This window comes from Flavobacterium enshiense, from assembly GCF_040750275.1.
In the GTDB taxonomy this organism is placed as follows: Bacteria; Bacteroidota; Bacteroidia; order Flavobacteriales; family Flavobacteriaceae; genus Flavobacterium; species Flavobacterium enshiense_B.
Genome location: NZ_JBDOCV010000001.1, coordinates 553096 through 579342 on the forward strand (window position 1 = coordinate 553096; position 26247 = coordinate 579342).

General features: G+C 38.3%; 25 protein-coding genes. 11 read left to right on the top strand and 14 right to left on the bottom strand.

The window, feature by feature from the left end:
- The first annotated feature begins 7 nt into the window (after positions 1 to 7).
- The 5 genes from tgt to dnaB all read left to right on the top strand — a co-directional run bounded on the left by tgt (position 8) and on the right by dnaB (position 5837).
- Positions 8 to 1138: a tRNA guanosine(34) transglycosylase Tgt gene (tgt, locus tag ABGT15_RS02600; RefSeq protein ID WP_367229844.1), complete on the top strand. Its 1131-nt coding sequence runs from the start codon at positions 8 to 10 to the stop codon at positions 1136 to 1138.
- 32 nt (positions 1139 to 1170) lie between these two features.
- On the top strand, positions 1171 to 2247 hold the full coding sequence (locus tag ABGT15_RS02605; protein ID WP_367229845.1) for an LptF/LptG family permease: 1077 nt from the start codon (positions 1171 to 1173) through the stop codon (positions 2245 to 2247).
- The gene (locus ABGT15_RS02610) at positions 2234 to 3118 is read left to right on the top strand and encodes a DMT family transporter (RefSeq protein ID WP_367229846.1); all 885 of its coding nucleotides are present in this window, start codon (positions 2234 to 2236) and stop codon (positions 3116 to 3118) included. The genes ABGT15_RS02605 and ABGT15_RS02610 overlap by 14 nt, the downstream gene beginning before the upstream one ends.
- Positions 3119 to 3195: 77 nt before the next feature.
- Positions 3196 to 4149, top strand: a complete 954-nt coding sequence (locus ABGT15_RS02615) for an acetyl-CoA carboxylase carboxyltransferase subunit alpha (protein WP_367229847.1) — start codon at positions 3196 to 3198, stop codon at positions 4147 to 4149.
- A gap of 143 nt (positions 4150 to 4292) precedes the next feature.
- Positions 4293 to 5837, top strand: coding sequence for a replicative DNA helicase (gene dnaB / locus ABGT15_RS02620; protein ID WP_367229848.1), 1545 nt, complete (start codon positions 4293 to 4295; stop codon positions 5835 to 5837).
- 74 nt (positions 5838 to 5911) lie between these two features.
- On the opposite strand, the gene ABGT15_RS02625 is transcribed toward dnaB, so the two are convergent.
- From ABGT15_RS02625 to ABGT15_RS02650, 6 genes are all read right to left on the bottom strand, one after another.
- The gene (locus ABGT15_RS02625) at positions 5912 to 6334 is read right to left on the bottom strand and encodes a hypothetical protein (RefSeq protein WP_367229849.1); all 423 of its coding nucleotides are present in this window, start codon (positions 6332 to 6334) and stop codon (positions 5912 to 5914) included.
- 184 nt (positions 6335 to 6518) lie between these two features.
- Complete coding sequence (locus ABGT15_RS02630; protein ID WP_367229850.1) at positions 6519 to 9614, bottom strand: T9SS type A sorting domain-containing protein; 3096 nt, start codon at positions 9612 to 9614, stop codon at positions 6519 to 6521.
- A gap of 46 nt (positions 9615 to 9660) precedes the next feature.
- Positions 9661 to 10596: a methionyl-tRNA formyltransferase gene (locus ABGT15_RS02635; RefSeq protein WP_367229851.1), complete on the bottom strand. Its 936-nt coding sequence runs from the start codon at positions 10594 to 10596 to the stop codon at positions 9661 to 9663.
- Complete coding sequence (locus ABGT15_RS02640) at positions 10596 to 11747, bottom strand: ABC transporter substrate-binding protein (protein ID WP_367229852.1); 1152 nt, start codon at positions 11745 to 11747, stop codon at positions 10596 to 10598. Before ABGT15_RS02640 ends, ABGT15_RS02635 begins: the two co-directional genes overlap by 1 nt.
- A 52-nt stretch (positions 11748 to 11799) precedes the next feature.
- Complete coding sequence (locus ABGT15_RS02645; protein ID WP_367229853.1) at positions 11800 to 12354, bottom strand: phage tail protein; 555 nt, start codon at positions 12352 to 12354, stop codon at positions 11800 to 11802.
- Between the two features lie 20 nt (positions 12355 to 12374).
- On the bottom strand, positions 12375 to 12929 hold the full coding sequence (locus tag ABGT15_RS02650; RefSeq protein ID WP_367229854.1) for a phage tail protein: 555 nt from the start codon (positions 12927 to 12929) through the stop codon (positions 12375 to 12377).
- 328 nt (positions 12930 to 13257) lie between these two features.
- Between ABGT15_RS02650 and ABGT15_RS02655 the strand changes: the two genes are divergently transcribed.
- The 6 genes from ABGT15_RS02655 to ABGT15_RS02680 all read left to right on the top strand — a co-directional run bounded on the left by ABGT15_RS02655 (position 13258) and on the right by ABGT15_RS02680 (position 18914).
- Complete coding sequence (locus ABGT15_RS02655) at positions 13258 to 13587, top strand: hypothetical protein (RefSeq protein WP_367229855.1); 330 nt, start codon at positions 13258 to 13260, stop codon at positions 13585 to 13587.
- A gap of 3 nt (positions 13588 to 13590) precedes the next feature.
- Positions 13591 to 14340, top strand: coding sequence for a hypothetical protein (locus ABGT15_RS02660; RefSeq protein WP_367229856.1), 750 nt, complete (start codon positions 13591 to 13593; stop codon positions 14338 to 14340).
- 649 nt (positions 14341 to 14989) lie between these two features.
- Positions 14990 to 15781 (top strand): sensor histidine kinase, encoded by a 792-nt coding sequence (locus ABGT15_RS02665; RefSeq protein WP_367229857.1) that lies wholly within the window; start codon positions 14990 to 14992, stop codon positions 15779 to 15781.
- Positions 15782 to 15783: 2 nt separating this feature from the next.
- Entirely contained in the window at positions 15784 to 16461 is a 678-nt protein-coding gene (locus tag ABGT15_RS02670; protein WP_367229858.1) for a response regulator, read from the top strand.
- A gap of 269 nt (positions 16462 to 16730) precedes the next feature.
- Positions 16731 to 17993, top strand: a complete 1263-nt coding sequence (locus ABGT15_RS02675; RefSeq protein WP_367229859.1) for an asparagine synthetase B — start codon at positions 16731 to 16733, stop codon at positions 17991 to 17993.
- Between the two features lie 9 nt (positions 17994 to 18002).
- A complete protein-coding gene (locus ABGT15_RS02680) occupies positions 18003 to 18914 on the top strand; it encodes a glutaminase (RefSeq protein WP_367229860.1) in 912 nt (303 codons plus the stop codon).
- On the opposite strand, the gene ABGT15_RS02685 is transcribed toward ABGT15_RS02680, so the two are convergent.
- From ABGT15_RS02685 to thrS, 8 genes are all read right to left on the bottom strand, one after another.
- Positions 18911 to 20446, bottom strand: a complete 1536-nt coding sequence (locus ABGT15_RS02685; RefSeq protein ID WP_367229861.1) for an FAD-dependent monooxygenase — start codon at positions 20444 to 20446, stop codon at positions 18911 to 18913. The genes ABGT15_RS02680 and ABGT15_RS02685 overlap by 4 nt on opposite strands.
- Before the next feature lie 104 nt (positions 20447 to 20550).
- A complete protein-coding gene (locus ABGT15_RS02690; protein WP_367229862.1) occupies positions 20551 to 20985 on the bottom strand; it encodes a carboxymuconolactone decarboxylase family protein in 435 nt (144 codons plus the stop codon).
- Positions 20986 to 21063: 78 nt separating this feature from the next.
- Positions 21064 to 21636, bottom strand: coding sequence for a Crp/Fnr family transcriptional regulator (locus tag ABGT15_RS02695; RefSeq protein WP_367229863.1), 573 nt, complete (start codon positions 21634 to 21636; stop codon positions 21064 to 21066).
- Between the two features lie 12 nt (positions 21637 to 21648).
- Positions 21649 to 22563, bottom strand: a complete 915-nt coding sequence (gene rlmF / locus ABGT15_RS02700) for a 23S rRNA (adenine(1618)-N(6))-methyltransferase RlmF (RefSeq protein WP_367229864.1) — start codon at positions 22561 to 22563, stop codon at positions 21649 to 21651.
- Positions 22564 to 22790: 227 nt separating this feature from the next.
- Positions 22791 to 23135 carry a 50S ribosomal protein L20 gene (gene rplT / locus ABGT15_RS02705; RefSeq protein ID WP_237791270.1) on the bottom strand — a complete coding sequence of 115 codons (345 nt, stop codon included), beginning with the start codon at positions 23133 to 23135 and terminating at the stop codon, positions 22791 to 22793.
- A gap of 162 nt (positions 23136 to 23297) precedes the next feature.
- Positions 23298 to 23495, bottom strand: a complete 198-nt coding sequence (rpmI, locus tag ABGT15_RS02710; RefSeq protein WP_014164268.1) for a 50S ribosomal protein L35 — start codon at positions 23493 to 23495, stop codon at positions 23298 to 23300.
- Between the two features lie 97 nt (positions 23496 to 23592).
- Entirely contained in the window at positions 23593 to 24150 is a 558-nt protein-coding gene (gene infC, locus ABGT15_RS02715; RefSeq protein ID WP_437125352.1) for a translation initiation factor IF-3, read from the bottom strand.
- 23 nt (positions 24151 to 24173) lie between these two features.
- A complete protein-coding gene (thrS, locus tag ABGT15_RS02720) occupies positions 24174 to 26114 on the bottom strand; it encodes a threonine--tRNA ligase (protein ID WP_367229881.1) in 1941 nt (646 codons plus the stop codon).
- Between the last annotated feature and the right edge of the window lie 133 nt (positions 26115 to 26247).

Below are 26247 nucleotides of genomic sequence, written 5' to 3' on the forward strand. Positions count from 1 at the left end.
TGTATATATGAAGTTCGATTTAGTACAGAAAGACCCACAATCAAAGGCAAGGGCCGGATTTATAACCACAGATCACGGTGTAATTGAAACGCCAATTTTTATGCCGGTGGGAACAGTGGCTTCTGTTAAAGGAGTGCACCAGCGGGAATTGAAAAACGATATCAATCCGGATATCATCTTAGGAAATACGTATCATTTATATTTAAGACCACAAACCGATATTCTTGAAAAAGCAGGAGGTTTACACAAGTTTATGAATTGGGACCGTAATATTTTAACGGATTCCGGCGGTTATCAGGTGTATTCGCTTTCATCTAATAGGAAAATTAAGGAAGAGGGCGTAAAATTCAAATCACACATTGACGGTTCGTACCACTTCTTTTCTCCTGAAAGTGTAATGGAGATTCAGCGTACTATTGGTGCGGATATTATTATGGCTTTTGATGAATGTACACCCTATCCTTGTGATTATCATTATGCTAGACGTTCGATGCACATGACGCACCGTTGGTTGGACCGATGTATCAATCATCTGGAGAAATTACCTTATAAGTACGGTTACGAACAAACTTTTTTTCCGATTGTTCAGGGAAGTACCTATAAAGATTTAAGAGCACAGTCTGCTGAGTATATAGCGAATGCCGGAGCGCAGGGAAATGCTATCGGAGGTCTTTCTGTTGGAGAACCTGCCGAAGAAATGTATGCGATGACTGAAGTAGTTACTGCTATTCTTCCGGAAGACAAGCCCCGTTATTTAATGGGTGTTGGAACGCCAATTAATATTTTGGAAAACATTGCATTAGGGATTGATATGTTCGATTGTGTAATGCCAACCCGAAATGCCCGAAACGGAATGTTGTTCACGGCTAACGGAACCATCAATATCAAAAATAAAAAATGGGCCGATGATTTTTCTCCTATTGATGAAATGGGGCACACGTTTGTGGATACCGAATACACTAAAGCCTATCTGCGTCACCTTTTTGCAGCGGACGAATATTTAGGAAAACAAATCGCGACCATTCATAATTTAGGTTTTTACATGTGGTTGGTTCGCGAGGCCAGAAAACATATCTTAGCCGGCGATTTCCGTCAGTGGAAAGACATGATGGTGCGAAACATGAGTCAGCGATTGTAATTGTATAAGCAGAAAATCAGAAATCAGTTCTAATGAAAATAATTGATTGGTACATTCTTAAGCGATATTTGGCTACTTTCTCGGTGATGTTGCTTCTTTTTATCCCCATTGGGATAGTGGTAGATGTTTCCGAAAAGGTTAATAAGATGATTGAAAATAAGGTTCCGTTTACGGAGGTTTTATTGTATTATCTTGATTTTACCATTTATTTTGCCAACATGCTTTTTCCGATATTTTTGTTTTTATCGGTAATCTGGTTTACTTCGAAATTGGCTAATAATACTGAGATTATAGCTATTTTGAGCTCAGGGATTTCCTTTACCCGATTCCTAAAGCCTTATCTCATGGGAGCTACAATAGTTTCCTTGTTTGCATTGCTGATGGCTTTAGTTTTAGTGCCAAGTGCCAGTAAAGGATACAATGACTTTCGATATACTTATCTTAAAAATAATCCAAAAATAAGGGAAAACATGGATGTGTACCGTCAGATTAGTCAGGACGAGTTTATCTATGTTAGTAACTTTAATTATATGTCCAAAATGGGCTTTAATTTTTCATTGGAGAAGTTTAAAGATAATAAGTTAGAATATAAAATAAGTGCCAATCGTATTAAATGGAATGAAAACGACAGCACTTACAGTTTATACGGTTTCAAAAAAAGGATAGTAGGTGAATTGGATGATCACCTGATTGCTTCAGATGAGCAAAAAATGAAGCTTAATTTCGATATAGACGATTTAACTCCGGTTGTCTACATTGCAGAAACCATGACTTTAGGAGAACTTAATAAATTTATTGAGAAGGAAAAAGTACGGGGTTCGTCAAATATTAACAGGTACTTGGTAGTAAAGTACAGAAAATACAGTTTACCTGTTTCTGCGTTTATTTTGACCCTTATCGCGGTTTCTGTTTCGGCTATGAAACGAAGAGGAGGTATGGGGGTAAACCTTGCCTTGGGAATTGCATTGGCTTTTACGTTTGTATTTTTTGATAAAATTTTCGGTGTTTTGGCCGAAGCGTCCAGTATTCCTCCATTGGTAGCCGTGTGGTTGCCAAATGTGCTTTTCGGAATTTTGGCAGTATACCTACTTCGCAATGCAAAACGATAAACTAAAGAGTTATCTCCATCTCCATTTCATTGTTTTTGTCTGGGGATTTACCGCTGTTTTAGGGAAATTAATCTCTTTGGAAGCCTTGCCGTTGGTTTGGTTTCGTATGCTGATTGCGGTTTCAATTATTTTCATCTATATAAAGATGACTAAAACAGCATTGACAGTATCCAAGCGGTTAATGATCGGTTTTCTTTTCTCGGGCTTGGTGATTGCCATGCATTGGTTTACTTTTTTTCAGGCAATTAAGGTTTCCAATATTTCGGTAACGCTGGCCTGTTTGTCTACCGGGGCTTTATTTGCCTCCATATTGGAGCCTATTTTTTACGGAAAAAAGATTGTTTTTTATGAAGTTTTTTTCGGGTTACTGGTAGTTTTAGGGCTTGGAATTATTTTTAAAGTGGAAGGGAATTATGTGGAAGGAATTATTCTGGCATTAATTTCGGCCTTCCTGTCGGCGTTATTTTCGGTTATCAACGGGAAATTTGCCAAGCACAATGATGCAGCCGTGATCACTTTCTATGAATTATTGGGAGGCGTGGGCTTCTTTTCATTATACCTTCTTTTCAGCGGAAGTTTTACTGCGGAATTTTTTCAGATTTCTCTAAAAGATTTGATGTGGCTTTTGGTTTTAGGGTCGTTCTGTACGGCATATGCCTTTTTGGCATCGGTAAAAGTTATGAAATTCCTAACGCCTTATACCGTAATGTTAACGATTAATCTGGAACCGATTTATGGCATCATTTTAGGGATTTTGGTGTTTAGTGAGAGTGAAAAAATGAGTTCTGAATTTTATATCGGAGCCGCAATAATATTGGTAACGGTAATCCTTAATGGTGTTATCAAGAATTACAAGAAAGTTAAAAACTAATTACGAAATAGTTTCTGCAATGTAAAATGAAAATTTTATCTTTGTGGTCAAACTAAAATCAAAAGAATCAGAACAAAATGGAATACTTAGATTTTGAACTTCCGATTAAAGAGCTTGAGGATCAATTGGATAAATGCCAGATTATCGGTCAGGAATCGGACGTTGATGTTTCCAATACCTGCAAACAAATCGAAAAAAAGTTAGAAGAAACCAAGAAAGAGATATATAAAAACCTTAGTGCCTGGCAACGTGTACAGCTTTCCAGACATCCTAACCGCCCGTATACGATGGATCACGTACGAGCGTTGTGTGGAGAAACTTTTTTAGAACTTTTTGGAGACAGAGGTGTAAAAGACGACAAAGCCATGATTGGTGGTTTAGGAAAAATCGGCGGACAGTCTTTCATGATTGTAGGGCAACAGAAAGGATACAATACTAAAACCCGTCAGTACCGAAATTTTGGTATGGCGAATCCGGAAGGATACCGTAAAGCACTTCGTTTAATGAAAATGGCGGAAAAGTTCGGGATCCCTGTGATTACTTTGGTAGATACCCCGGGAGCTTATCCTGGTTTGGAAGCGGAAGAAAGAGGTCAGGGAGAAGCTATTGCCCGAAACATTCTGGAAATGATGCGTTTAAAAGTGCCGATTATCACCATTATTGTAGGTGAAGGGGCTTCAGGTGGAGCCTTAGGAATTGGTGTGGGTGACAAAGTATTCATGTTGGAAAACACTTGGTATTCTGTAATTTCACCAGAGTCTTGTTCTTCAATTCTTTGGAGAAGCTGGGAATATAAAGAGCAGGCAGCCGAAGCGTTGAAACTGACGTCTTACGATATGAAAAAGCAGAACCTTGTAGACGATATCATCCCGGAACCACTAGGAGGAGCACACTTCGACAGAGAGACAACTTTTAAAACGGTTGAGCAATATATTCTTAAAGCGTTTAACGAACTGAAAGATTTATCAACAACAGATTTAGTGGCTCAGAGAATGGATAAATACAGCAAAATGGGCGAATACAAAGAGTAAAACCGCCTGTTCGCAAAGCATACAATCCGAGGCCTTACCGCTTCGGATTTTTTTTGACTTATTAACAATGAAGCGTGAGTTATGAACACCGGTTTATTAACAACTCAAATTTCATTTTTCTAAAAAATGGCTAACTTAGCAGCATGGAAAATCTCAGAAATATTAACCCTGTAAAAGTGGACAAAACCACGATCATCAACCTTGAAAAAGGGAAGTTGCCTCCTCAGGCGCTTGACCTTGAAGAAGCCGTACTTGGTGCGATGATGATTGATAAAAAAGGGGTAGATGAGGTTATTGATATTTTAAGTCCTGATGCGTTTTACAAAGATGCACACAAATATATTTTTGAAGCTATTGTTCAGCTTTTTAACGATACACAACCCATTGACTTATTAACAGTTTCTTCTCAGTTAAAAAAGAATGCCAAGTTGGAATTGTCAGGCGGGGATTTCTATCTGATTCAACTTACGCAAAAGATTTCGTCTTCAGCACATATTGAGTTTCACTCGAGAATCATTTTACAGAAATTTATTCAGCGGAGTTTGATTCGTATTTCTTCTGAAATTATTGAAGAATCGTACGATGAAACTACCGATGTTTTCGATTTATTGGATAAGGCCGAGTCGAAATTGTATGAGGTAACGCAGGGAAACATCAAAAGAAGTTCGGAAACCGCACAAAGTTTGGTGATTCAGGCAAAAAAGCGAATTGAAGAAATTGCCAATAAAGAGGGATTGAGTGGAATTCCAACCGGGTTCCATGATTTAGACAAACTAACTTCGGGTTGGCAGCCTTCCGATTTGATTATTATTGCAGCACGTCCGGGTATGGGTAAAACCGCTTTCGTTTTATCGATGGCAAGAAATATGGCTATAGATGCTGGTGCGCCCGTTGCCTTGTTTTCCCTGGAGATGTCTTCCGTACAGTTGATTACCCGTTTGATTTCTTCCGAAACAGGATTGTCATCAGAAAAACTAAGAACCGGAAAATTAGAAAAGCACGAATGGGAACAGCTTTCTATCAAAGTAAAAGATTTGGAAAAAGCCCCTTTATATATTGATGACACCCCATCGCTTTCCATTTTCGATTTGCGTGCAAAAGCACGTCGTTTGGCTTCGCAATACGGTATCAAGATGATTGTAATTGATTACCTTCAGTTAATGACGGCCGGCGGAAACGGAAAAGGAGGCGGAAACCGTGAACAGGAAATCTCGACTATTTCCCGAAATTTAAAAGCCTTGGCAAAAGAACTTAATGTTCCGGTGATTGCACTTTCTCAGTTGTCCCGTGCCGTGGAAACCCGTGGAGCCAGTAAGCGACCATTACTTTCTGACTTAAGGGAATCTGGTGCGATTGAGCAGGATGCCGATATTGTATCGTTCATTTACCGTCCGGAATACTATAAAATTGATGAATGGGATGACGAAGAGCGCTCTCCAACGCAAGGTCAGGCTGAATTTATTGTGGCGAAACACCGTAACGGTGGATTGGATAATATTCGTTTAAAATTCATCGGAAACTTGGGTAAATTTGACAATTTGGATGATTTTGGTTCGTCGTTTGATGCAATTCCATCCGGTATGAATAGGGATGATAATCCGTTTATTACACCAAATCTTCCAAGTCCAAATGAAGCTTTTGGAAGCAATATGAATAGTTTTGATGACGACAGCGATGTTCCGTTTTAACGAAATGCTGTATAAGATAATTAAAAAAAGCTGTCTTTCAAGGACAGCTTTTTATGTTTTCAAATTCAAACTAATTAAAATGACGCTTTTGCGCTGTTAAAATTATCAGTTGTTTGGATAACATCTCCGTTTTCATTGAACATGATACCACCACTTCGTTTGTTGGTAGCTAATTCAATGTTTAGAATGATTCGGTTTAGTACTACACGTTGTCCGTTAATTACAACTGATGTTGGTGGCATATCCGACATAAAATCTAAATAGCCCTGAATACCAAGTGGGTGTAATGTGATGTTAAGTTCGCAATTATCAATTGACACTAATTGCGCCAATCCCATGTTTGTTTCGAAATTCCAAGAATAGGAGAATACGCAATTTGCATTTGAAATTACAGGTTGTGCTCCTTTATACAAATGGCTTAAAACCAATGAAAAAGTTGCTTGAGAAGGTACTGTCTGGTCGGTTGCAACCTGATTTTGTGAATTTTGTTCTGACATGATTTATAATTTAAGGTTAATTAATGCACCAAGTTTTTATGGTAGTTTATTTCTTTCAAAAATAAATACTGTTTTAATAGTGTTTACGAGTGAAAATACCTGTTTTGTTATTGGTTTTCTTCAAATGGAATAAAAAAACCGGTAAGTTTGAGTTTACCGGTTTTTAAGGGATTGATTTTTTGAGTTACCTGTCAAGTATTATTTTTTTGTTGATGGTTTTTCCATCGTTTGATTGACCGATTAAGAAATAAATTCCTTCTGAAGTATTTTCAAGATCCAGTGTTTTTTCGATCCCTGAAGCCGTATTAAAGGTTTTAATTATTTGTCCCAATTGGTTTACAATCTGAAAGCGTCCTTCAAAATTAGCATTAACTGTAATGATTCCTTTGGTTGGATTAGGAAAAACAGTTAATGAAATGCTTGGTTCAAAACTTACGGTATCAAGAACATTGGTACAGATTGAAGTAGCTGAACAAGTACTCATTGTAATAATTACTGCATAATTACCGCTAATTGCTGGTGTGAACGATTGATTGGTTTCTCCGGGAATAATTGCATTTCCATTGTCACAGTCAATCCATTGGTATGTTGCACCATTCTGAATAGCGGACACTGTCGAACCATTTACAGATACATTACTATCAATTGTTGATGGTTGAGTAATAGTTACCGTTCTGGTTATCTGACAAGAATTTGCATCTGTAATGGTGCAGGTGTAGGTTCCTGCAGCTAATCCTGTTGCTGTTGCTCCGGTTCCACCTGAGGGAGCCCAAGAGTATGTATATGCACTAGCCCCTCCAGAAACTACTACAGTAGCCGTTCCGTTTGCTCCGCCGTTACAAGACACATCGGTTTTGGAAGTTGTAGCTGCTAATGCGGTTGGTTGCGTTATGGTTACAGTTCTGGTTATCTGACAAGAATTTGCATCCGTAATGGTACAGGTATAGGTTCCTGCAGCTAATCCTGTTGTTGTTGCTCCGGTTCCACCAGAAGGAGCCCAAGAATAGGTATATGCACTAGTTCCACCAGAAACGACTACAGTAACCGTTCCGTTTGCTCCGCCGTTACAAGATACATCGGTTTTGGAAGTTGTAGCTGCTAATGTGGTTGGTTGCGTGATGGTTACCGTTCTGGTTATTTGACAAGAATTTGCATCCGTAATGGTGCAGGTGTAGGTTCCTGCAGTCAATCCTGTTGCGGTTGCTCCGGTTCCACCTGAGGGAGCCCAAGAGTATGTATATGCACTAGTTCCTCCAGAAACGACTACAGTAGCCGTTCCGTTTGCTCCGCCGTTACAAGACACATCGGTTTTGGAAGTTGTAGCAGCTAATGCGGTTGGTTGCGTAATGGTAACTGTTCTGGTTATCTGACAAGAATTTGCATCTGTAATGGTACAGGTGTAGGTTCCTGCAGCTAATCCTGTTGCAGTTGCTGCAGTTCCACCTGAGGGAGCCCAAGAGTATGTATATGCACTAGTTCCTCCAGAAACTACTACAGTAGCGGTTCCATTCGCTCCACCGTTGCAAGATACATCGGTTTTAGAAGTTGTTGCTGCTAATGCTGTTGGTTGTGTGATGGTTACAGTTCTGGTTATCTGACAAGAATTTGCATCCGTAATGGTACAGGTGTAGGTTCCTGCAGCTAATCCTGTTGCAGTTGCTGCAGTTCCACCTGAGGGAGCCCAAGAGTATGTATATGTACTAGTTCCTCCAGAAACGACTACAGTAGCCGTTCCGTTTGCTCCGCCGTTACAAGACACATCGGTTTTGGAAGTTGTAGCTGCTAATGCTGTTGGTTGCGTGATGGTTACAGTTCTGGTTATCTGACAAGAATTTGCATCCGTAATGGTACAGGTATAGGTTCCTGCAGCTAATCCTGTTGCTGTTGCTCCGGTTCCACCAGAAGGAGCCCAAGAATAGGTATATGCACTAGTTCCACCAGAAACTACTACAGTAGCGGTTCCGTTTGCTCCGCCGTTGCAAGATGCATCGGTTTTGGAAGTTGTAGCTGTAAGAGCTGCTGATGGTTGGTTGATAGTAAAAGTCCTAGTCGCCTGACAAGCACTTGCATCTGTAATGGTGCAGGTGTAGGTTCCTGCAGTCAATCCTGTTGCTGTTGCTCCAGTTCCACCCGATGGCGACCATGAATAGGTATAGCCCCCAATTCCTCCGGAAGCGACTACAGTAGCTGTTCCGTTTGCTCCACCAAAACAGGATGCATCTGTTTTAGAACCAGTACTGCTTATTGATGAAATTGATAATGTACCTGAATTTGAATTCGTAAAGCAGGATGCTGTTCCGTTATAAGGTACACAACGGTATAAGTATCCATTCATTCCGGCAGTTGCACCTGTAATGGATAAGGTGTTGGTTGTTACTCCTGAATAAGGAGCGCCATTTGATAAGTTAGTAAAACCACTTCCCGTATTAACTTGCCACTGATAGCCTGTTGCGCTTGATGCGGTTACTGAAAAGGTAGTGTTGTTCCCTGCACAGACGGTTCTGTTAGATGGGTTGCCAGTAATAGTTGGAACTGTACAGGTAGGTGTTTCAAATAATCTGAAATTGTCAATGCCCCATTCTTCGTTATTTCCTTCACTAAACACCCTAATGCGTAGATTAAGCGTTGTTCCTGTCCCTGCGATTGTCTTGGTAAATTCTCCAAATACATTGGTCAGTTGGATACCATCTCCACATCCGTTACCATCAGTATCTTCATATAAGTATTTATCTGACGTACCACTGGCACTTCCTCTGTTGTAAAAACGGATAAGAGGTACGTAAGCACCACCATCAATCTGATATTCTACAATTATATAATCGGTATTGGTAGTTCCTACACCACTTATACAGGCGTTTTGATTATCCCAAGGTTCATTACTACTGGCAGCAGCAATAAACCCTTTGAAACTCATACCCGATTTTCCGGAAATATTGATTCCGGTCCATTCAATATGGAGTTCATTGGTTGTAGCGTTAGCGGCTTGATTGGTAACGGCTCCACTTGCGGTAAAACCTGTATTAAGTGCATTGTGATCTTCTCCAGCCCAAAAGTTTGAACCTTCTTTACCAGTGAATGGAACAACTTGTAAAATGTCGCTGCCATTGGTCAATTTGAAGTAAGAAGTGCTGGGTGAAGTTGTCCCACCGTTTTCTTCAGGAGTTCTCGTTCCGCTTGACGGTGCGGATTCAAAGGTGTCGCTCCAAAACTGAGTTTGAGCTTGTCCTTTAAGAATAGTCATGAATGTCATGACGATTAATAGGGTAATTTTCTTTTTCATACAATTTTCATTTTATCGGATTCTTATCTCTTACATGTTTTTGGAATCAGTTTAAAATCACGCCAATTACCGGATGCAAAGTGGTAAATTGTTTTGAGGTCATGATTCCGGAATCGGTTTTTAAAATTTCAATACTGATTTGATTGTTATCATTGCAGGCTACATTTATAGAACCGTTTTCATCTGTGGAAAGGATGGTTCCGGGTAAAGTGTTATTGTGGGGCTCATTTAAAATTTTAGCTGATATTATTTTGGACAATTCACCATTAAAACTGAAATCGGCTCCTGTATTCCATGGGTTGCAGGCATTAACCAATGCGATAATTTCATCGGAAGTCATGCGTTTCCAGTTGATATATGTATCTGATAAATCCGGTTTTTCAAAATAATAAGCACTTGATGTGTCTTGTGGAATACTCGGTATTTTATTTGCAAATTGAAGCATGTTTGCAGTGTTTAAAGCCACTTGAGCCAAACGACTGCTCAATTTTACGGTTAAGGTTCCGTAAGTGTCATTAGCTTTAATTGGAACAGGATCATTAAAAATGATATCGCCTTCATCAAATTTTGAATTCATGAAGTGGACTGATATTGCCGTTTGTGATTCCTGATTGCGAAGTACTTCAAAAATGGGCATTACACCTCTGTACTGGGGTAATGGTCCCGGATGAAAATTAATGAATTTTTCTGTACCGTAGGAAAGTATATCTTCAGAAAGTAAAAAGGGAAATGATATACTGAAAATATAATCAGGTTGAATTTCTTCAATCCAGTCTTTCATCAACATCATGCTTTTTTTGTTTGGAAAGGAATGAAAAGCAATGCCGCTGTCTTCGCATTCTCTTTCTAAAGCATCGGCAATTCTTTCGGATACTTTTCCTATGGCTACACCACAGATGTATTTTTCAAAAGCTAATAATTGTAATGCTTTAAACGCGAATTTTCCACCGCAAAGGAGTAAGATTCTTTTCTGAGTTTCCATTAGATGCAGGTATAACTGTTATACCAGGCAGAAGTACTGTTTTCTGTTGGTAGGTTGATTAGTTTTTCAAATTCTTCTCCTAAATTTGTAATTGCTTCATGCAGTTCCACCTCACAAGTGCCGTTTTCATTTTCAATAACCGATGCATAATAAAGCGGTGATAAAGAAGTATTTGTTTTCTGATTGAAAGATGTTTTTCCACGTGGGCTTTCAAATTCAAAGGTTGTTAATTCGTTAGCAATTTGTACCGTATTGTTTTTATGAACAGCAATTAGTTGAAGTGTTTGTAAAGCGATCACTGCACTTTCCCAGCCTAATAAAGAGAATAAGTTTGGTGTTTTTCCTAAAGCTTCCATGTTTTTGGTGAACTGTTCGTTTTCTTCGTTTTTTATTTTGGATGACCATGAAGCTACACCTTTTACATTGCTTCCGGGATGAACAGCATTTTTAAGCATGGTTTCCTCAAACCCAAATGGAGACATGTAAACAGTGAATTTTTTACCCGCCAGATTATTCTTTAAATCTTCAAAACACCATTGTACATAATCGCCACTGAATAAGGTAAGAAATGCACTGTTTGGAAAATTATCGGCATGGTTTTTTAAAGTATCCATTGAAAAATCATCCTTTTTATACCCGGTAGCGTGGTTAAAACTGATAGTTCCGCCAAATTCTTCAAAACCTTTTGATGCACTGTAAGTGTGCAGGTAACCACCATCGTAATAGCCGGTGATTAAACCGCCATTTTGATGTCCGTTGCTTGCGGCACTTTTTGAAGACAACCAAGCACCCAGTGAATTGTGCAAAGAATGATAAAAAATATTTGGACAGGTAGGCCATTCCTGAGGAAGATGAGCACCGGCATCCAACACTATCAGTATTTTATTGGTAGCCTGAAAAAGTGGTTTTAATAGTTCGGCAGTTCGGTGACCAATGTAGGCGATTACCAGTGAGGCATTTTCGTCTAATAGCAAACGTTCTGCACTTCTGTAGCATTGTTGCTTTTCGGCGCCAAAACCTATGTTTTCTGTTACTACTTTTATGTCTTCACGGCCAAGCCTTTTCAAACTTGCTTTTAATCCGTGGAAAATGTCGAAACCAATTGTTTCGTAAAAGGTGGAGCGGGGTAATAGGAGGCCAATTGTTTCCATTTTGTAAAAAGTAGAAAGGGAATGGAGAGCCATTCCCTTTAGGGTTAATATCTTAATTTCTGCTTGGGAAAATACCCTGTGTTGCAATCGAATAGTTAATAACTAAATAGGGGTTAGCGATTGAAAAAGGCATCGAAGATCCTGTTGGCGCAGTAGTTCCACCCACAGTAAGCGGTCCGTAGTTTGCACCTTGTGTATTCACACTGGAATATACTTCTGTACCCACATCTGCTAAAAAAGCTCCTTGCGGACTACTAGCATCACCACCACCTGTTGATACCGGCATGTTAACTGTAATACCTGTTGCTGCGTGAACGTGAGCCGGCATATTTGCTGTTGTTAATGTGGTTTGAACAGTACCGCCAACTTCTCCCATTGCGTAATAAGGTAAGCCTGGACCTTGTCCTTGTCCTATAGGCATACGTCCTTGAAGGTCTGGTAGATTAAAGGTAGTTTGACCGTTACCGCCGTATGTTGTTCCCAATAAGGAAAACAAGGCTGTGTTGGAAGCGATTGATAACGTTTGCCCGCTGCAGGTCATGTAGCCAAGTGGTGCGAAATTGAAGCCTAAAATTTTAACTTCTCCGATAAAAGGTTCTGTAGACATATTTTTTGTTTTAGATTAGATTAGTTTCGACTTGGAAAAATTCCGAAAATGGCAATTGAATAGTTCATTACCAGATATGGGTTCATAATTTCAAAAGGGGTATTTGATCCGGTAATGCTGGTTTGCCCTGATACACTTAAATTTCCATAATTGGCTCCGGGAGTACTTACACTCGAAAAAACTTCAGTGCCTTTATCTGCCAGATATGCATTTTGTGGACTACTGGAATCGCCACCACCTGTCGATACGGGAAGATTAACCGTAACACCAATCGCCATATGGTTGTGTGCGGGTAAATTTTGAGTAGTAAGCGTGATGTTAGTTGTTCCGGCTATTTCCCCCATTGAGTGACTTGGTAAGCCGCTTCCGTTTCCCTGACCAATTGGCATTCTTCCTCTTAAGTCCGGAATTGCAAAGTTTTGTGTGCCATTACCACCATATGTGGTTCCCAATAAAGAAAAAAGAGCTGTGTTTTGTGCAATACTCAAAAGCTGACCACTGCATTGCAGGTAATTTCTAGGAGCAAAATCAAAAGCCAAAAGTTTAATTTCCCCGATAAATGGTTCTGTTGACATAGTTTATAAGGTTTATAATTGTTTAAAATTTTAAAGGATGTGAACAGCTTGAATCATCAACAACAGTATTTTTATTATCAATGATAGTCTTGTTATGCAGGCGAAATTAGTCGTAAAATATTTACAGGGAATAGGTAGAAATACCTGTTTTTTGATTGCGCAATAGTTGCTTTTTTTGTTTTAAAAAATTGATATACAGTGTTTTTAAGTATTTTTTGTCTTTTTTTAAAATTAACGCTATATTAAATTGTTAGTATTTTTTTGTTAAAATGTAAAAAAAGAGTATTTTTATCGTAAGAAAATTACACAACATTTTAAAACAAAAATTATGTCTGAAAACAAATCACAAGAAACTGCTGTAAACACAATTACTTTAGAGACTGCTCAAGCTTGGGCTCAAAAATGGAGAGCTACTCCAGGTGCAACTGTGAAAGCACATTTAATTCCTCAGATTGATATTACCCAACTAATGAATGAAGAAGGAGTAGTAGATGTAAGGGCTTATATCGGAATTGATGAAACCGGAGAGAATAAATTAATGTTGGTAGGAGTCGATGCAAACGGCAATGATTTAATTGACGATGCAAACGGGCAATATATTTACGACTTTACAAGACCTTGTCCAGATACTTGCGATGTTAAAAGCCCATTGTTTTAAGAGATGAAACAGGTATTTTTATCGGTTTTCGCTTTGCTGCTGCTTGTTTCCTGTCAGAAAGAAGAAGGCGGTGCAACTACAGGTGAAGCGAGTTTAGCATCATTCAAAAGTGATTGGGTTACTTCTAAATTGGATGCCAGTCTCCAAAAGGCTGATGCGAATACAGTTTGTTATTTATTTTCCAAGGAAGAATTAAATCAGTTGCTTGCTAATGAACAATTGGGAAAGGTGCGATTTGTCTTGGGATTGACTGATGGTAAATTAGATATGAAAACGGTTGGCGTTACTAATGACGGAACGTATCTGGGAATTGTTAATTCGCTAATGATTTCAGATGAAAGTTTTAACAATCAAATTGTTGCACTGTCTTCTTCAACAATAGAATTTGAAAGTGATGATGAAATTATTGATGCACATATTTTAAACCCTAAAACAGCTTTTGCTTATATCAAGAATTGGAATGTTAAATTGGCTGAAAATCAAGATGTAAGTAACGTTGTTTCCTATGATAATTTGAGAATTAATCATTTTAGTATTGAAAAAGAAGTAATCGATAAAGTAAGTGATTTGCCTGATTTTAAATTCTTAGGAGTGGTTTTTGGAGTGAATCCACAAGGAAAACTAACGACTGTATTGTTTGGGTTAGATAGTGAAAGAAATATAATTTTACCAGCCAACGAATTTAATAATAGAGAAGATTATTCGCCTTCTATTTTTGATTTCACCAAGCCTTGTCCGAGTACTTGCGATTAATTTAATACTATAAAATTGATATTAGAGATCATAGCGGATTTAGGATATTTGTTCTTATTGATAAATACAATCCTTTTTTTTATAGGCTTTTCAAAAAATGGGAAAGCCTATAAAATTTTTACGGTATATACGATGTCGATGTTTGTCATACAAATGATTGGGTATATACTCTTGAAGCTCGGTAAAAATAATTTATTCCTTTCCCACTTCTATTTTATACTGCAATTTGTCCTGATAAGTTTTTTTTATTTACATCTCAGGATGAATGACTTTCAGAAGAAAACAATTAAGATAGGATTTGTTTCCTGTTTAGTTGTATTGGGAATTCAATATGCTTTGGATCCTGGAGCTTTTTTTAAATTTAATTTGTTTGAAATTTTTATAACGTCTTTCCTGCTGATTATTTACACAACATTTTATCTGTACAATCTCTTGAATGAGAAGAAAGAATTTTATTATATAAATCTTGGGATTTTAATTTATTTATTCGGGAGTACCGTAATTTTTTTAGCAGGTAATTTAACCACAATCTATAAATTAAAATTGGTGTTCAATATCTGGATCCTTAATGCGATTTTGTATGTCATTTATCAACTAATGATCCTTTTTGAATGGAAGAAAAATTATTCAAACCACGTTGTGCCTAAAAATGGATAGAGAATTATTATTTCAAAAGGAATTGTTAGAGGCGATAATCTATACGTTTAGCGCATTCTTGCTTTTGGCTTTAGTTTTGGTGCTTTTCTTCTATTTTTCAAGAAAAAAAATCATCAAATACGAGCTTCAGAAAAAAGATCTGGAGATCAGTTATCAAAAAGATTTGCTCCAAGCAGTAATAGTCACGCAGGAAGAAGAACGAAAAAGAATAGCCCAGGATTTACACGATGATATCAGTTCGAAACTCAACGTTATTTCGTTGCATACCCATATGTTAAAAGTTAATGATTTATCGGAAAGTGAACGATCAGAAATTACTACAAACATCATCAATTTTACCAAACGGGCTATAGATGATTCCAGAAGATTAGCCCATGATTTGTTGCCTCCGGTACTTGAAAAATTTGGATTAGATGCAGGGGTACGGGAATTGTGTTTAGAGTTTCAAAGCAGTAAAGCCGTAAATGTCCATTATCAGAATTTGCTGGTTTTTGATCAGAATGACGTTCAAAATCATCTGCATCTGTTTCGGATCCTGCAAGAGTTAATGAACAATTCTGTCCGACATGGTAAAGCCAATCATATTCATATTGATTTTTTGAATCATCAAAATAACAAAGTTTGCAAATATTCAGATGATGGTGTTGGCTTTGATCTGAAAAAACAAGAATATAAGAAGGGTTTAGGAATGAAAAATATAGAAAGCCGCGTTGCCATTTTAAACGGAAAATTAGAGATTGAGTCAAGTGTTAAAAATGGGATTTCGGTTTTAATAACCTTTTAAATATGGATACAACAATAAAAATAGTCCTTGCAGACGATGAAGAATTATTCCGCAGAGGAATAGCCTTTATGCTACAGCGGGAAAGCAACATGGAAATCATTTTCGAGGCTCCAAACGGACAGGAGCTGGTTTCGTTTTTACGAGAAAGTACTATACATCCGGATGTTATTATCATGGATTTAAAAATGCCACAACTAAATGGTGTTGAGGCAACTAAGGTTATTCAGAACGAATTTGCAAATATTAAGATTATTGCCCTATCAAGTTATGAAACCAGTTCGTTTATAGCTAATATGGTACATATTGGCGCCTCTTCCTATCTGGTAAAAAATTCCACACCAGAAGAAATGATCTTAACCATTAACGAAGTGTACAACAAAGGTTTTTATTACAACGAGCAGGTTATGAAAATTATTAATGAGGTAGAAGTTGTTGCAGATCAAAAGAGTAAAGGGCTTTTTGAAAATGACTGTTTAACAGTTAGAGAAAAAGAAGTGCTGCAGCTTATATGCAAGCAGTTGAGTACTAAAGAAATAGGAGAGCGTCTTTTTATTAGTGCAAGAACGGTAGATGGTCATCGAAACAATCTGTTGTTAAAGACGGAGTCTAAAAATGTGGCCGGTTTAGTCGTTTATGCTATTCAAAATAAAATTGTTAACCAGGAAGATTTGATTCTTTGAGGTAGTTATTGAAATAACAACCAAAGGAGCAAATAAAAGTTGGCGACAATTACGATAATTAAAAGTGGTATTTCAAATTTTTGAAAAACTTTAGGGATGTCGGATTTTTCGGTTATCAAATTAGCAATTTTATCGTGCATAAGTACTATAATAAAAGAGTTATCTCAAAATTATCAAGACTATTTTTTTTAAAATCAGGTATTTTTACCTGTTTTTTTAGCATTATCTTCACATGAAACGATGTATCTTTGAGAATAATTTTTTGCAGAATGTCGTTTAAAAAGACCTTATATATTCTTTTATTTCTGATTTCATTATCCGCAAAAGCCTCTTTTGTGCTTATTCCCATGGATGTCGAAACGCAGCAAAATCACCTGAAAGCCTACGGAATTACGTACTGGGCTTTAGATAAACAGTATAAAGTAAGTTGGTTGCTTAATTATCGGGGAGGCTCTTTTTTATTGCCGGATGCGCCCGAAATCCGTAAAGAATGCCAGATTCGCGGTGTGAGTTTTGAAGTTTTGTCAGATGGGACTGCTAACGGAATTTTGGAAGAAATCAGTTCGCCTTCCCAAAATATGGAAACGGTTGTTTTGGAAAAAGCACCTAAAATTGCGGTCTATACACCAAAGGGGAAACAACCTTGGGACGATGCGGTAACATTGGTTTTGACTTATGCCGAAATTCCATTTACCGAAATATACGATGAAGAAGTGTTGAACGATGCCCTTTTATTATACGATTGGCTGCACTTACACCATGAAGATTTTACCGGACAATACGGGAAATTTTTTGGTGTTTACCGCAATGCGCCTTGGTATATCGAACAGAAAAAAGAAGCCGAAGCCTTGGCTGCCAAACTAGGTTTTTCTAAAGTTTCCCAAGAGAAAATGGCAGTTGCCAATAAAATCCGAAACTATGTTATTGGTGGCGGTTTTATGTTTGCGATGTGTTCGGCCACAGATAGTTTTGATATTGCGTTATCGGCAGAAGGCGTAGATATTTGTGAGCCCATGTTCGATGGCGATGAAAGTGATGCTAATTATCAGACGAAAATAGATTTCAGCAATACTTTTGCTTTTAAAGATTATGTATTGGAGCGCAATCCGATGCAATATGAGTTTTCGGATATCGATATGACTTTAAGACGCAAAATTTTACCGGATGTAGATTATTTTACGCTGATGGAATACTCTGCAAAATGGGATCCGATACCAACGATGTTATGTCAAAATCATACCCAATTAGTGAAAGGTTTTATGGGGCAAACCACCGCTTTCGATGTGAACATGATTAAATCGAATGTGTTGGTGATGGGAGAAAACAAGCAAAATGGGGAAGCGCGTTACATCCACGGAACGAAGGGGAAAGGAATGTTTACGTATTATGGAGGTCACGATCCGGAAGATTATCAGCATAGAGTAGGTGATGCTCATACCGTTTTAGATTTGCATCCAAATTCTCCAGGCTATCGTTTGATTTTGAACAACGTTTTATTTCCGGCAGCCCGAAAGAAAAAGCTGAAAACTTAAACCATTTCTATGGATTTCAGAGCTATTTTAGAAGAAATATATTCGGAAGCCAAAGCTATTCCTGCAGTTGGTTCAGTAGCTTCAACTATTCCTGAGTTGGCTAAAATCAATCCTAATAAATTCGGAATGCATTTAACAACAATAGACGGGCTGGATTTCGGGATTGGAGATTCGAATGAGAAATTTTCTATTCAATCTGTTTCTAAAACATTGACTGTTGCTTATGCATTTTCCATTTTAGGAGAAAAAGTCTGGGAACGTGTAGGTGTAGAACCTTCTGGAAACCCTTTTAATTCATTAGTGCAGTTGGAATACGAAAAAGGTATTCCACGTAATCCGTTTATTAATGCAGGTGCTTTAGTAATTGCCGATATTTTAATCACCCATCTGAAAAATCCTAAGCAGGAACTGCTGAATTTTATTAGAACACTTTCCGGCTTCGAAACCATTAATTTTAATGAAGATGTTGCGAAATCTGAAAGAGATACAGGCTTTCGAAATGCTGCGTTAGCTAATTTTTTAAAGTCGTTCGGTAATATCCATAACGATGTAGATGAGGTTTTGGATTTTTATTTTCATCAATGCTCGTTAGAAATGACTTGCAAAGAATTGGCGCATTCCTTTTTCTTTTTTGCCAATGAAGGAAAAACTAAAACAGAAAAACAGATTCTATCCCAAAGTCAGGTAAAACGTTTGAATGCTTTAATGCAAACCTGTGGCTTTTATGACGAATCCGGTGAGTTTACCTATCGGGTAGGTTTGCCAGGAAAAAGTGGTATTGGAGGTGGCATTGGAGCATTGTTCCCTAAAAATTTTACTGTTGCCACTTGGAGCCCTCGTTTAAATGAAAAAGGAAATTCCGAATTAGGGATGTATGCGTTGGAACAGCTGACCACCAAGACAGGAATGTCTATTTTTTAAACTACATTAAAATAACGGGAAATGTAATTTTTGAATTTGACAGTATCGTAACCGTCAAAAAGATATCCCATATAATTATCAGGCCGTAATAAAATAAAAAGTTCGGAAGTTACGCCTAAATTTCTCCAGAACATAGAGAGTGAATCCTCGTAAAAAGTAACAGGGAAGGGAGTCAAAGATTTGATTTCGGCTTCAATTTGTGGATGCAGTTTGCTGTCGTTTATGTGAAGCAGATAAAAGCCTTCGCTTGAAAATTGGCTGTAATATCCTTTTTCATTTTTATAGGGTAAACGATCGCCGGCATCGAATTTCAATTTTTGACGGCTTTCATTTACGGATAATTTCTTTCCGTTATAAGAATACCTGATTTGAGATACGGTTTTAAAGACAGTCGGTTTCAGAAGATCGCTTGACAACACGAAGCGGATCATGGGTATGAGTATGGTTTTCCGGAAAAGAGCGATGTGCCATTTGTCCGAAGTCATGATGTTGAAAGCGCGATCCGTAAAACGCATCAGCCATTTTGCAAACGGTATGCGCTCTTCGTTGTAGGTTTCTAAGATTTCTTCTTTGGCAAAATCTTTTAAAACATAAGCTAATTTCCAGGCCAGATTGTACGCATCCTGTAAGCCAGTGTTCATACCCTGACCTCCGGCCGGACTGTGAATGTGCGCGCTGTCTCCGGCCAGAAAAACTCTCTTGTTCCTGAAATTGTTAACTTTTCGATGGTGTAAATTGTATACGGAAAACCAATTGATTTTTTCAAATGTCAGTGGCAAACCCAATGTTTTCTTTATTTCGTTTTCTATCTCTTTAAAAGTGAGGTTCTCTTTTTGATGAAATTCTTTTGGCAGCGTTCCCAAAACCCGATATTTTCTTTCGCCTTTTAACGGGAAGAAACCACAGAAATTTTTATTGGTAGGTGCGATAATCAGTTTGTCGTATTCTAGAATCCAATCCAAAACCGTATCGGCTACGTAGAATTTGTTTTCGTAAGTACCGCCTTCAAAGGTAAAATTGAGCTGATGCCGGATCGGGCTTTTGGCACCGTCACAAGCTACAACGTATTGCGATTTTATTTTTTTTACATCATCGTTATGAAAAGCAATGGTTACAATATCATTGTCGGTTTGTGTGAGATTGGAAAATTCAGTGTTCCAGATCACATTGTTGCCTTTTCTTAATAAGTTTTCATAGAGAAGTTGTTCGTTTTTACTTTGTTCAAAAGCGAAGAGAAAGCTAAAATCAGTGAGACCTTTGCCAATTTCATTGATTTTTATTTCGGCCTTTTTCTTTCCGAAAAAATACAAATTGAAAGAATTAATTGGAGTACCTTCATCAAGAATATGATCGGATAATCCCATTTGCTGGTATATTTCCATGCTTCGGGCCGTCACAGCAATCGCTCTTGATTGTTCGGTTGGGCCCTCCTTACTGTCCATAATTATGAAATCGATACCAAAGCGTTGCAGCTGATTTGCCATCATTAGCCCGGTTGGGCCTGCTCCAATTATCAAAACATCGGTTTTCATACTTCCGAGATTAGTACATTAAAGGTACGAAAAAGGAAAGAAAATTGTTTAAGGAGGAAAAGCCATCTCAATGTTGAAATGGCTTTTTCTAAATGATGACAGTGTTAAGCAACCTGCAGTTGGGTAGCAATAGCAATTCGGTTCCAGGCGTTTATGGTGATGATCATCATCATGATTTGTGCTAGGTAGTTTTCGTCGAAAAGCTTAGCAGCTGCCTGATAAGTTGCATCGGAAACATGATTTTGAATCAGAGTTACTTCTTCGGTTAGCGCCAGAATTGCTTTTTCTTCTTCATTGAAAAGAGCGGTTTCGCGCCAGGCGTTTAACAGGTAAATTCGCTGTTCGGTTTCGCCCATTTTTCGCGCATCGGTGGTGTGCATGTTGATGCAGAACGCACAGCCGTTAATTTGCGAAGCTCTGATTTTGATCAGTTCTTTGTGGATAGGAGTAAGTTTTGATTCTGCCAGATATTTTTCCAATCCTAGCATTGCTTTGTAAGCTTCCGGTTCTGTTTGCGGGATGTCAATTCTTGTAGTCATGATTTGTTGTTTTAAAATTACATGACAAAGTTCCGGTAGTTCGGTTCTAAAAAACTTGAAGTACTTCAAGAAATGGAATCAGATTTTGCCGGCCCTTATTTTACTCATGAATTCTGCGGAAAAATCAAGATAAGAAGCCAACATGTATTGCGGGACGCGTTGTACGAATACCGGAAAAGCATTGTTGAAATGATGGTACCGCTCTTCGGCACTCATGGTAAAAAGAAACTTTATTCGCATTTGGGTAGCGGCGAATGTTTTTTGCAAAACGATTCTGAAATAGCGTTCCAGTTTAGGGATTTCGATGAGTAATTGTTCCAAATCATTTTTTGGGATGATAAGCACTTCGGAATTTTCAACTGCTTGAATGTAAAAATCGGATGGATTTTCAGTGCTGTAACTCATGTAATCCATGATCCACCAGTCTTCGATTCCGAATTGCAGGGTTTGCTCATTGCCTTTGTCGTTGATAAGGTACATACGGCAACAACCTTTTTCAATGAAGCAGAAGAAATCACACACGGAACCTTCTTCGAGCAAAAGCTCTTTCTTTTTGAGTTTTCGGTATTCGATTTTGGACAAGAGTTTTTCCTGCTCCAATGGTGTGAGCTCCGTTTTACGCTGAATATGTTTTAAAAGCGATTCGCTCATAATTACTTTAAATCAAAAACGCCAAACTAAAATACGGGTTATTTTATTGCCTTGTTCCATGTTGATGGTTTTTACTTCAGTAGCTTTTACTCTTTTTAATACCGAATACAGCGGTTTCAGATTTTCTTTTTTAGACACCAAAGACGAAAACCATTTGCATTGTTTTTGGAAATGTACGCTTTCAAAGATCATATTGGTGATAAACGCCAGTTCGCCGCCTTCGTACCACAGTTCGTTATTCTGTCCGCCAAAGTTTAAGACGGGTTTGTTCTCTACGGTTTTGCCTAAGTTTTTTAGTTTGCGTTTGGTGCCTTCTGTGGCGGCTTCTTTTGAATTGTGAAACGGTGGATTACAAATGGTAAAATCGAAATGTTCATCGGGTTGTATGATTCCTTTGAATATGTTTCGTTTATTTTCCTGAAGACGGATGCTAATACCATTCTTTAGTTCAGGATTATGGTTGATGATGTTCTTTGCGGTTAATTTCGCAGGTTTGTCGATTTCCGTTCCAACGAAATTCCAACCGTATTCCTGATGACCAATGATGGGATAGATGCAATTGGCGCCTGTTCCAATATCTAAAATTTTAATTGTATTTCCTGTTGGAATTGTTCCGTTGTTGGTTTCGGCTAAAAGATCGGCCATGTAATGTAGGTAATCGGCGCGGCCCGGGATAGGAGGGCAAAGGTTGGTTTTCGGTAATTCCCAATAACTGATATTGTAAAAATGTTTGAGCAACGCTTTGTTCAAGGCGCGAACGGCATCCGGATTAGCAAAGTCGATACTTTCGTTCCCGAATTTATTGACAGCTACAAAGGCTTCCAATTCCGGTAAGGTTGCAATTAAAGTTTTGAAATCGTAATTGCCGTTGTGTTTGTTTCGCGGATGCAAACTTTTTGTGGGCGTATCGGGATTTGTATTTTTCATGGGAACTAAATGAAATACAAAGGTAGTTCAAAAATAAAGTTTCCAAAAATTAAAATGGATTCCACACTAGCCCCGACAGGAGCAACTACCTTGTAGTGCGGATGGCGGGAATTAGGTTGGCCGATACCTCCCGAACCTTTCGCTCCAAAATTGCTAAAAATAAAAAACCCACTCTTGCGAATGGGTTTTTATAATAAGTAAGATAAATATGTTTATAAACGTTTTTCTTATTTCACTTTATTCACGATAGCCGCGAAAGCTTCTGGGTGGTTCATTGCTAAATCGGCAAGAACTTTACGGTTCAATTCGATGTTGTTCGCTTTGATTTTACCCATGAACTGAGAATAGCTCATTCCGTGTAAACGTGCACCCGCGTTGATACGCATGATCCATAAAGCACGGAAATTTCTTTTCTTTTGTTTTCTTCCACGGTATGCGTAAGCCATTGCTTTCTCTACCGCGTTTTTCGCTACTGTCCAAACGTTTTTACGTCTTCCAAAGAAACCTTTGGCTTGCTTCAATACTCTTTTTCTTCGTGCTCTTTTAGCAACTGAATTTACTGATCTTGGCATAATTCTAAATTGTTTTTTGCAGTAAGGCGGCCTTTCGGCACTTCTGTTTTTGTGTTGAACTCAAAACGCCCACTCCAGGGTTATTAAATTGTTTTAACCGAAGTACGATTAAGATTTAATCAACAAAAGTTGATTTATTATTAATTGACAATAAATTGTCGATTAGATAATTCTTAATTGTTCTTTCACACTCTTCACGTCAGATTGGTGAACCAATGCTGAGTGAGTTAAAGCTAACTTACGTTTTTTCGACTTTTTAGTCAAGATGTGACTTTTAAAAGCGTGCTTTCTTTTGATTTTTCCAGAGCCAGTAACTTTAAAACGTTTCTTAGCACTAGATTTAGTTTTCATTTTAGGCATCTCTTCCTAGGTATTAAATTTATCTTACTTACTATTTTTTAGTTTTCAGTCTCGGTTTTCAGTTTACAGATTGAATACTGAATACTGCGACTGCTAACTATTTACTTTTCTTTTTCGGAGCGATGAACATGATCATACGCTTTCCTTCCAAAACCGGCATGGCTTCCACTTTTCCGAACTCTTCCAAATCCTGCGCTAAACGAAGCAATAAGATTTGTCCTTGTTCTTTATAGATGATGGAACGTCCCTTGAAGAATACGAACGCTTTTAATTTCGAACCTTCTTTTAAGAACTTCTCAGCATTCTTCTTTTTGAACTCGTAATCGTGCTCGTCTGTTTGAGGACCGAAACGAATTTCCTTGATGGTAATTTGCGTCGATTTGGCTTTCAGTTCTTTTTCACGTTTTTTCTGTTCGTACAAGAACTTACCGTAATCCATGATTTTACAAACAGGCGGTTCAGCATTTGGAGAGATTTCAACCAAATCCAGTTCAAACTGGTCGGCTAAACGCATTGCTTCGGCAGTTTTGTAAACTCCCGGTTCAATATTGTCTCCTACAAGACGTACTTCCGGCACACGAATGTTGTTGTTAATTCTGTGGGCGTCTTTCTTTTCTACTCGAGGTTGGTAACCTCTGTTGTTTCTTATTGCTATGGCTCTAAAATTTTAAATTAAACTTAGAATTGTTTTAATGTTTTGCTAATTTCCTCATTTACCATTGCGGCAAACTGTTCAATTGTCATGGTCTCGTTGGACTTACCGGCTTCACCGTGACGGCGTACGGAAATCGTTCCGTTTTTCTCTTCTTCCTCACCAACAATCAGCATGAACGGGAACTTTTTGGTTTCCGCCTCACGGATTTTTTTACCGATTGTCTCGTTACGGTTGTCAATTAGGGCGCGAATTTCGTGAATTTCCAGCAATTCTGAAACTTTTTTGGCATAATTTTCATATTTCTCGCTCAAAGACAGGATGATAGCCTGATCCGGCATCAACCAAAGCGGGAAATTTCCACCGGTATGTTCCAGTAAAATTGCGATGAAACGCTCCATCGAACCAAACGGTGCTCGGTGAATCATTACGGGTCTATGTAATTCATTATCAGAACCTTTATACGACAAATCGAAACGCTCCGGTAAGTTGTAATCTACCTGAATCGTTCCCAACTGCCAGCTTCTTCCTAAAGCGTCTTTTACCATGAAATCCAGTTTCGGACCATAGAATGCTGCTTCACCAGCTTCAATCACATAGTTCAAACCTTTGTCTTTAGCAGCGCTAATAATTGCGTTTTCCGCTTTTTCCCAGTTTTCAACCGATCCGATGTATTTATCCGGGTTGCTCAAATCGCGAACCGATACCTGAGCGGTAAAGTTTTCAAATCCTAACGATCCGAATACATACAATACAAGGTCGATTACGTTTTTAAACTCCGCATCCAATTGATCTGGTGTACAGAAAATGTGCGCATCATCCTGAGTAAACCCGCGAACACGAGTTAGTCCGTGTAATTCCCCGGATTGCTCATAACGGTAAACGGTTCCGAATTCAGCATAACGTTTCGGTAAATCTTTGTAACTCCAAGGTCTTGCGTTGTAAATTTCACAGTGGTGTGGGCAGTTCATTGGTTTTAACAAGAACTCTTCGCCTTCTGCCGGTGTGTGAATCGGTTGGAAACTATCTGCACCGTATTTTGCATAGTGACCTGAAGTAACGTATAATTCTTTTTGTCCGATATGGGGTGAAACTACTTGCTCATATCCGGCTTTCTTTTGTGCTTTTTTAAGGAATTGCTCCAAGCGGTCGCGTAACGCAGCACCTTTTGGTAACCATAAAGGTAAACCTTGACCAACTTTTTGAGAGAAGTGGAACAAATCCAATTCTTTACCCAGTTTTCTGTGGTCACGACGTTTTGCTTCTTCTAGTAATTCTAGGTAATCCGTTAAGTCTTTTTGTTTTGGAAATGAAATTCCGTACACACGCGTTAACTGTTTGTTTTTCTCGTCTCCTCTCCAATACGCTCCGGCTACCGATAAAATTTTCATCGCTTTGATGATTCCTGTGTTCGGAATGTGACCTCCACGACATAAATCGGTAAAAGTTGCATGATCGCAGAACGTAATGGTTCCGTCTTCAAGGTTTTGGATAAGTTCCGTTTTGTATTCGTTGTTTTTGTACAACTCCAAAGCTTCTGCCTTAGTAGCCGAACGCATTTTGAATTCGTGTTTCTCTCTTGAAATCTCCAACACGCGGTCTTCGATGGCTTTAAAATCGGCATCACTGATTTTTTTATCTCCGAAATCCACATCATAATAGAATCCGTTTTCAATCGCCGGACCAATAGTAAGCTTTATGCCTGGATACATTTCTTCTAAAGCTTGCGCCATTACGTGCGAAGTCGAATGCCAGAACGCTTTTTTACCGTCGGCATCGTTCCAGGTATATAATATAAGAGCACCGTCGGTGGTTAGCGCGGTCGAGGTTTCAATGGTTGTACCATTAAAAGAAGCGGAAATCACATTTCTTGCTAATCCCTCACTGATGCTTTTCGCAACATCCATAGGAGTTACACCTGGTGCAAACTCTCTAACCGAACCGTCCGGTAAAGTAATCTTGATCATATTAATTAAGTATAAGGTGCAAATATAAGGTTTATCGAAAAACACACAATATATATATAGTGTATAATTTTTAGGTTTGGGAGCGAAAGTTCCTGTTGTATTTTGATGTGTTGTTCCCGCTTTCCGCTGCAAT

Coding starts and splice junctions, on each gene's coding strand:
- ABGT15_RS02635 (WP_367229851.1), bottom strand. CDS start 10,596: ATGGAAACTCAGAAAAGAATCTTACTCCTTTGCGGTGGAAAATTCGCG.
- ABGT15_RS02665 (WP_367229857.1), top strand. CDS start 14,990: ATGGATAGAGAATTATTATTTCAAAAGGAATTGTTAGAGGCGATAATC.
- ABGT15_RS02625 (WP_367229849.1), bottom strand. CDS start 6,334: ATGTCAGAACAAAATTCACAAAATCAGGTTGCAACCGACCAGACAGTA.
- ABGT15_RS02655 (WP_367229855.1), top strand. CDS start 13,258: ATGTCTGAAAACAAATCACAAGAAACTGCTGTAAACACAATTACTTTA.
- ABGT15_RS02690 (WP_367229862.1), bottom strand. CDS start 20,985: ATGACTACAAGAATTGACATCCCGCAAACAGAACCGGAAGCTTACAAA.
- dnaB (WP_367229848.1), top strand. CDS start 4,293: ATGGAAAATCTCAGAAATATTAACCCTGTAAAAGTGGACAAAACCACG.
- tgt (WP_367229844.1), top strand. CDS start 8: ATGAAGTTCGATTTAGTACAGAAAGACCCACAATCAAAGGCAAGGGCC.
- ABGT15_RS02645 (WP_367229853.1), bottom strand. CDS start 12,354: ATGTCTACAGAACCTTTTATCGGAGAAGTTAAAATTTTAGGCTTCAAT.
- ABGT15_RS02610 (WP_367229846.1), top strand. CDS start 2,234: ATGCAAAACGATAAACTAAAGAGTTATCTCCATCTCCATTTCATTGTT.
- ABGT15_RS02675 (WP_367229859.1), top strand. CDS start 16,731: ATGTCGTTTAAAAAGACCTTATATATTCTTTTATTTCTGATTTCATTA.
- ABGT15_RS02660 (WP_367229856.1), top strand. CDS start 13,591: ATGAAACAGGTATTTTTATCGGTTTTCGCTTTGCTGCTGCTTGTTTCC.
- ABGT15_RS02650 (WP_367229854.1), bottom strand. CDS start 12,929: ATGTCAACAGAACCATTTATCGGGGAAATTAAACTTTTGGCTTTTGAT.
- ABGT15_RS02640 (WP_367229852.1), bottom strand. CDS start 11,747: ATGGAAACAATTGGCCTCCTATTACCCCGCTCCACCTTTTACGAAACA.
- ABGT15_RS02695 (WP_367229863.1), bottom strand. CDS start 21,636: ATGAGCGAATCGCTTTTAAAACATATTCAGCGTAAAACGGAGCTCACA.
- rlmF (WP_367229864.1), bottom strand. CDS start 22,563: ATGAAAAATACAAATCCCGATACGCCCACAAAAAGTTTGCATCCGCGA.
- ABGT15_RS02630 (WP_367229850.1), bottom strand. CDS start 9,614: ATGAAAAAGAAAATTACCCTATTAATCGTCATGACATTCATGACTATT.
- ABGT15_RS02680 (WP_367229860.1), top strand. CDS start 18,003: ATGGATTTCAGAGCTATTTTAGAAGAAATATATTCGGAAGCCAAAGCT.
- ABGT15_RS02615 (WP_367229847.1), top strand. CDS start 3,196: ATGGAATACTTAGATTTTGAACTTCCGATTAAAGAGCTTGAGGATCAA.
- ABGT15_RS02605 (WP_367229845.1), top strand. CDS start 1,171: ATGAAAATAATTGATTGGTACATTCTTAAGCGATATTTGGCTACTTTC.
- ABGT15_RS02670 (WP_367229858.1), top strand. CDS start 15,784: ATGGATACAACAATAAAAATAGTCCTTGCAGACGATGAAGAATTATTC.
- thrS (WP_367229881.1), bottom strand. CDS start 26,114: ATGATCAAGATTACTTTACCGGACGGTTCGGTTAGAGAGTTTGCACCA.
- ABGT15_RS02685 (WP_367229861.1), bottom strand. CDS start 20,446: ATGAAAACCGATGTTTTGATAATTGGAGCAGGCCCAACCGGGCTAATG.
- rplT (WP_237791270.1), bottom strand. CDS start 23,135: ATGCCAAGATCAGTAAATTCAGTTGCTAAAAGAGCACGAAGAAAAAGA.
- rpmI (WP_014164268.1), bottom strand. CDS start 23,495: ATGCCTAAAATGAAAACTAAATCTAGTGCTAAGAAACGTTTTAAAGTT.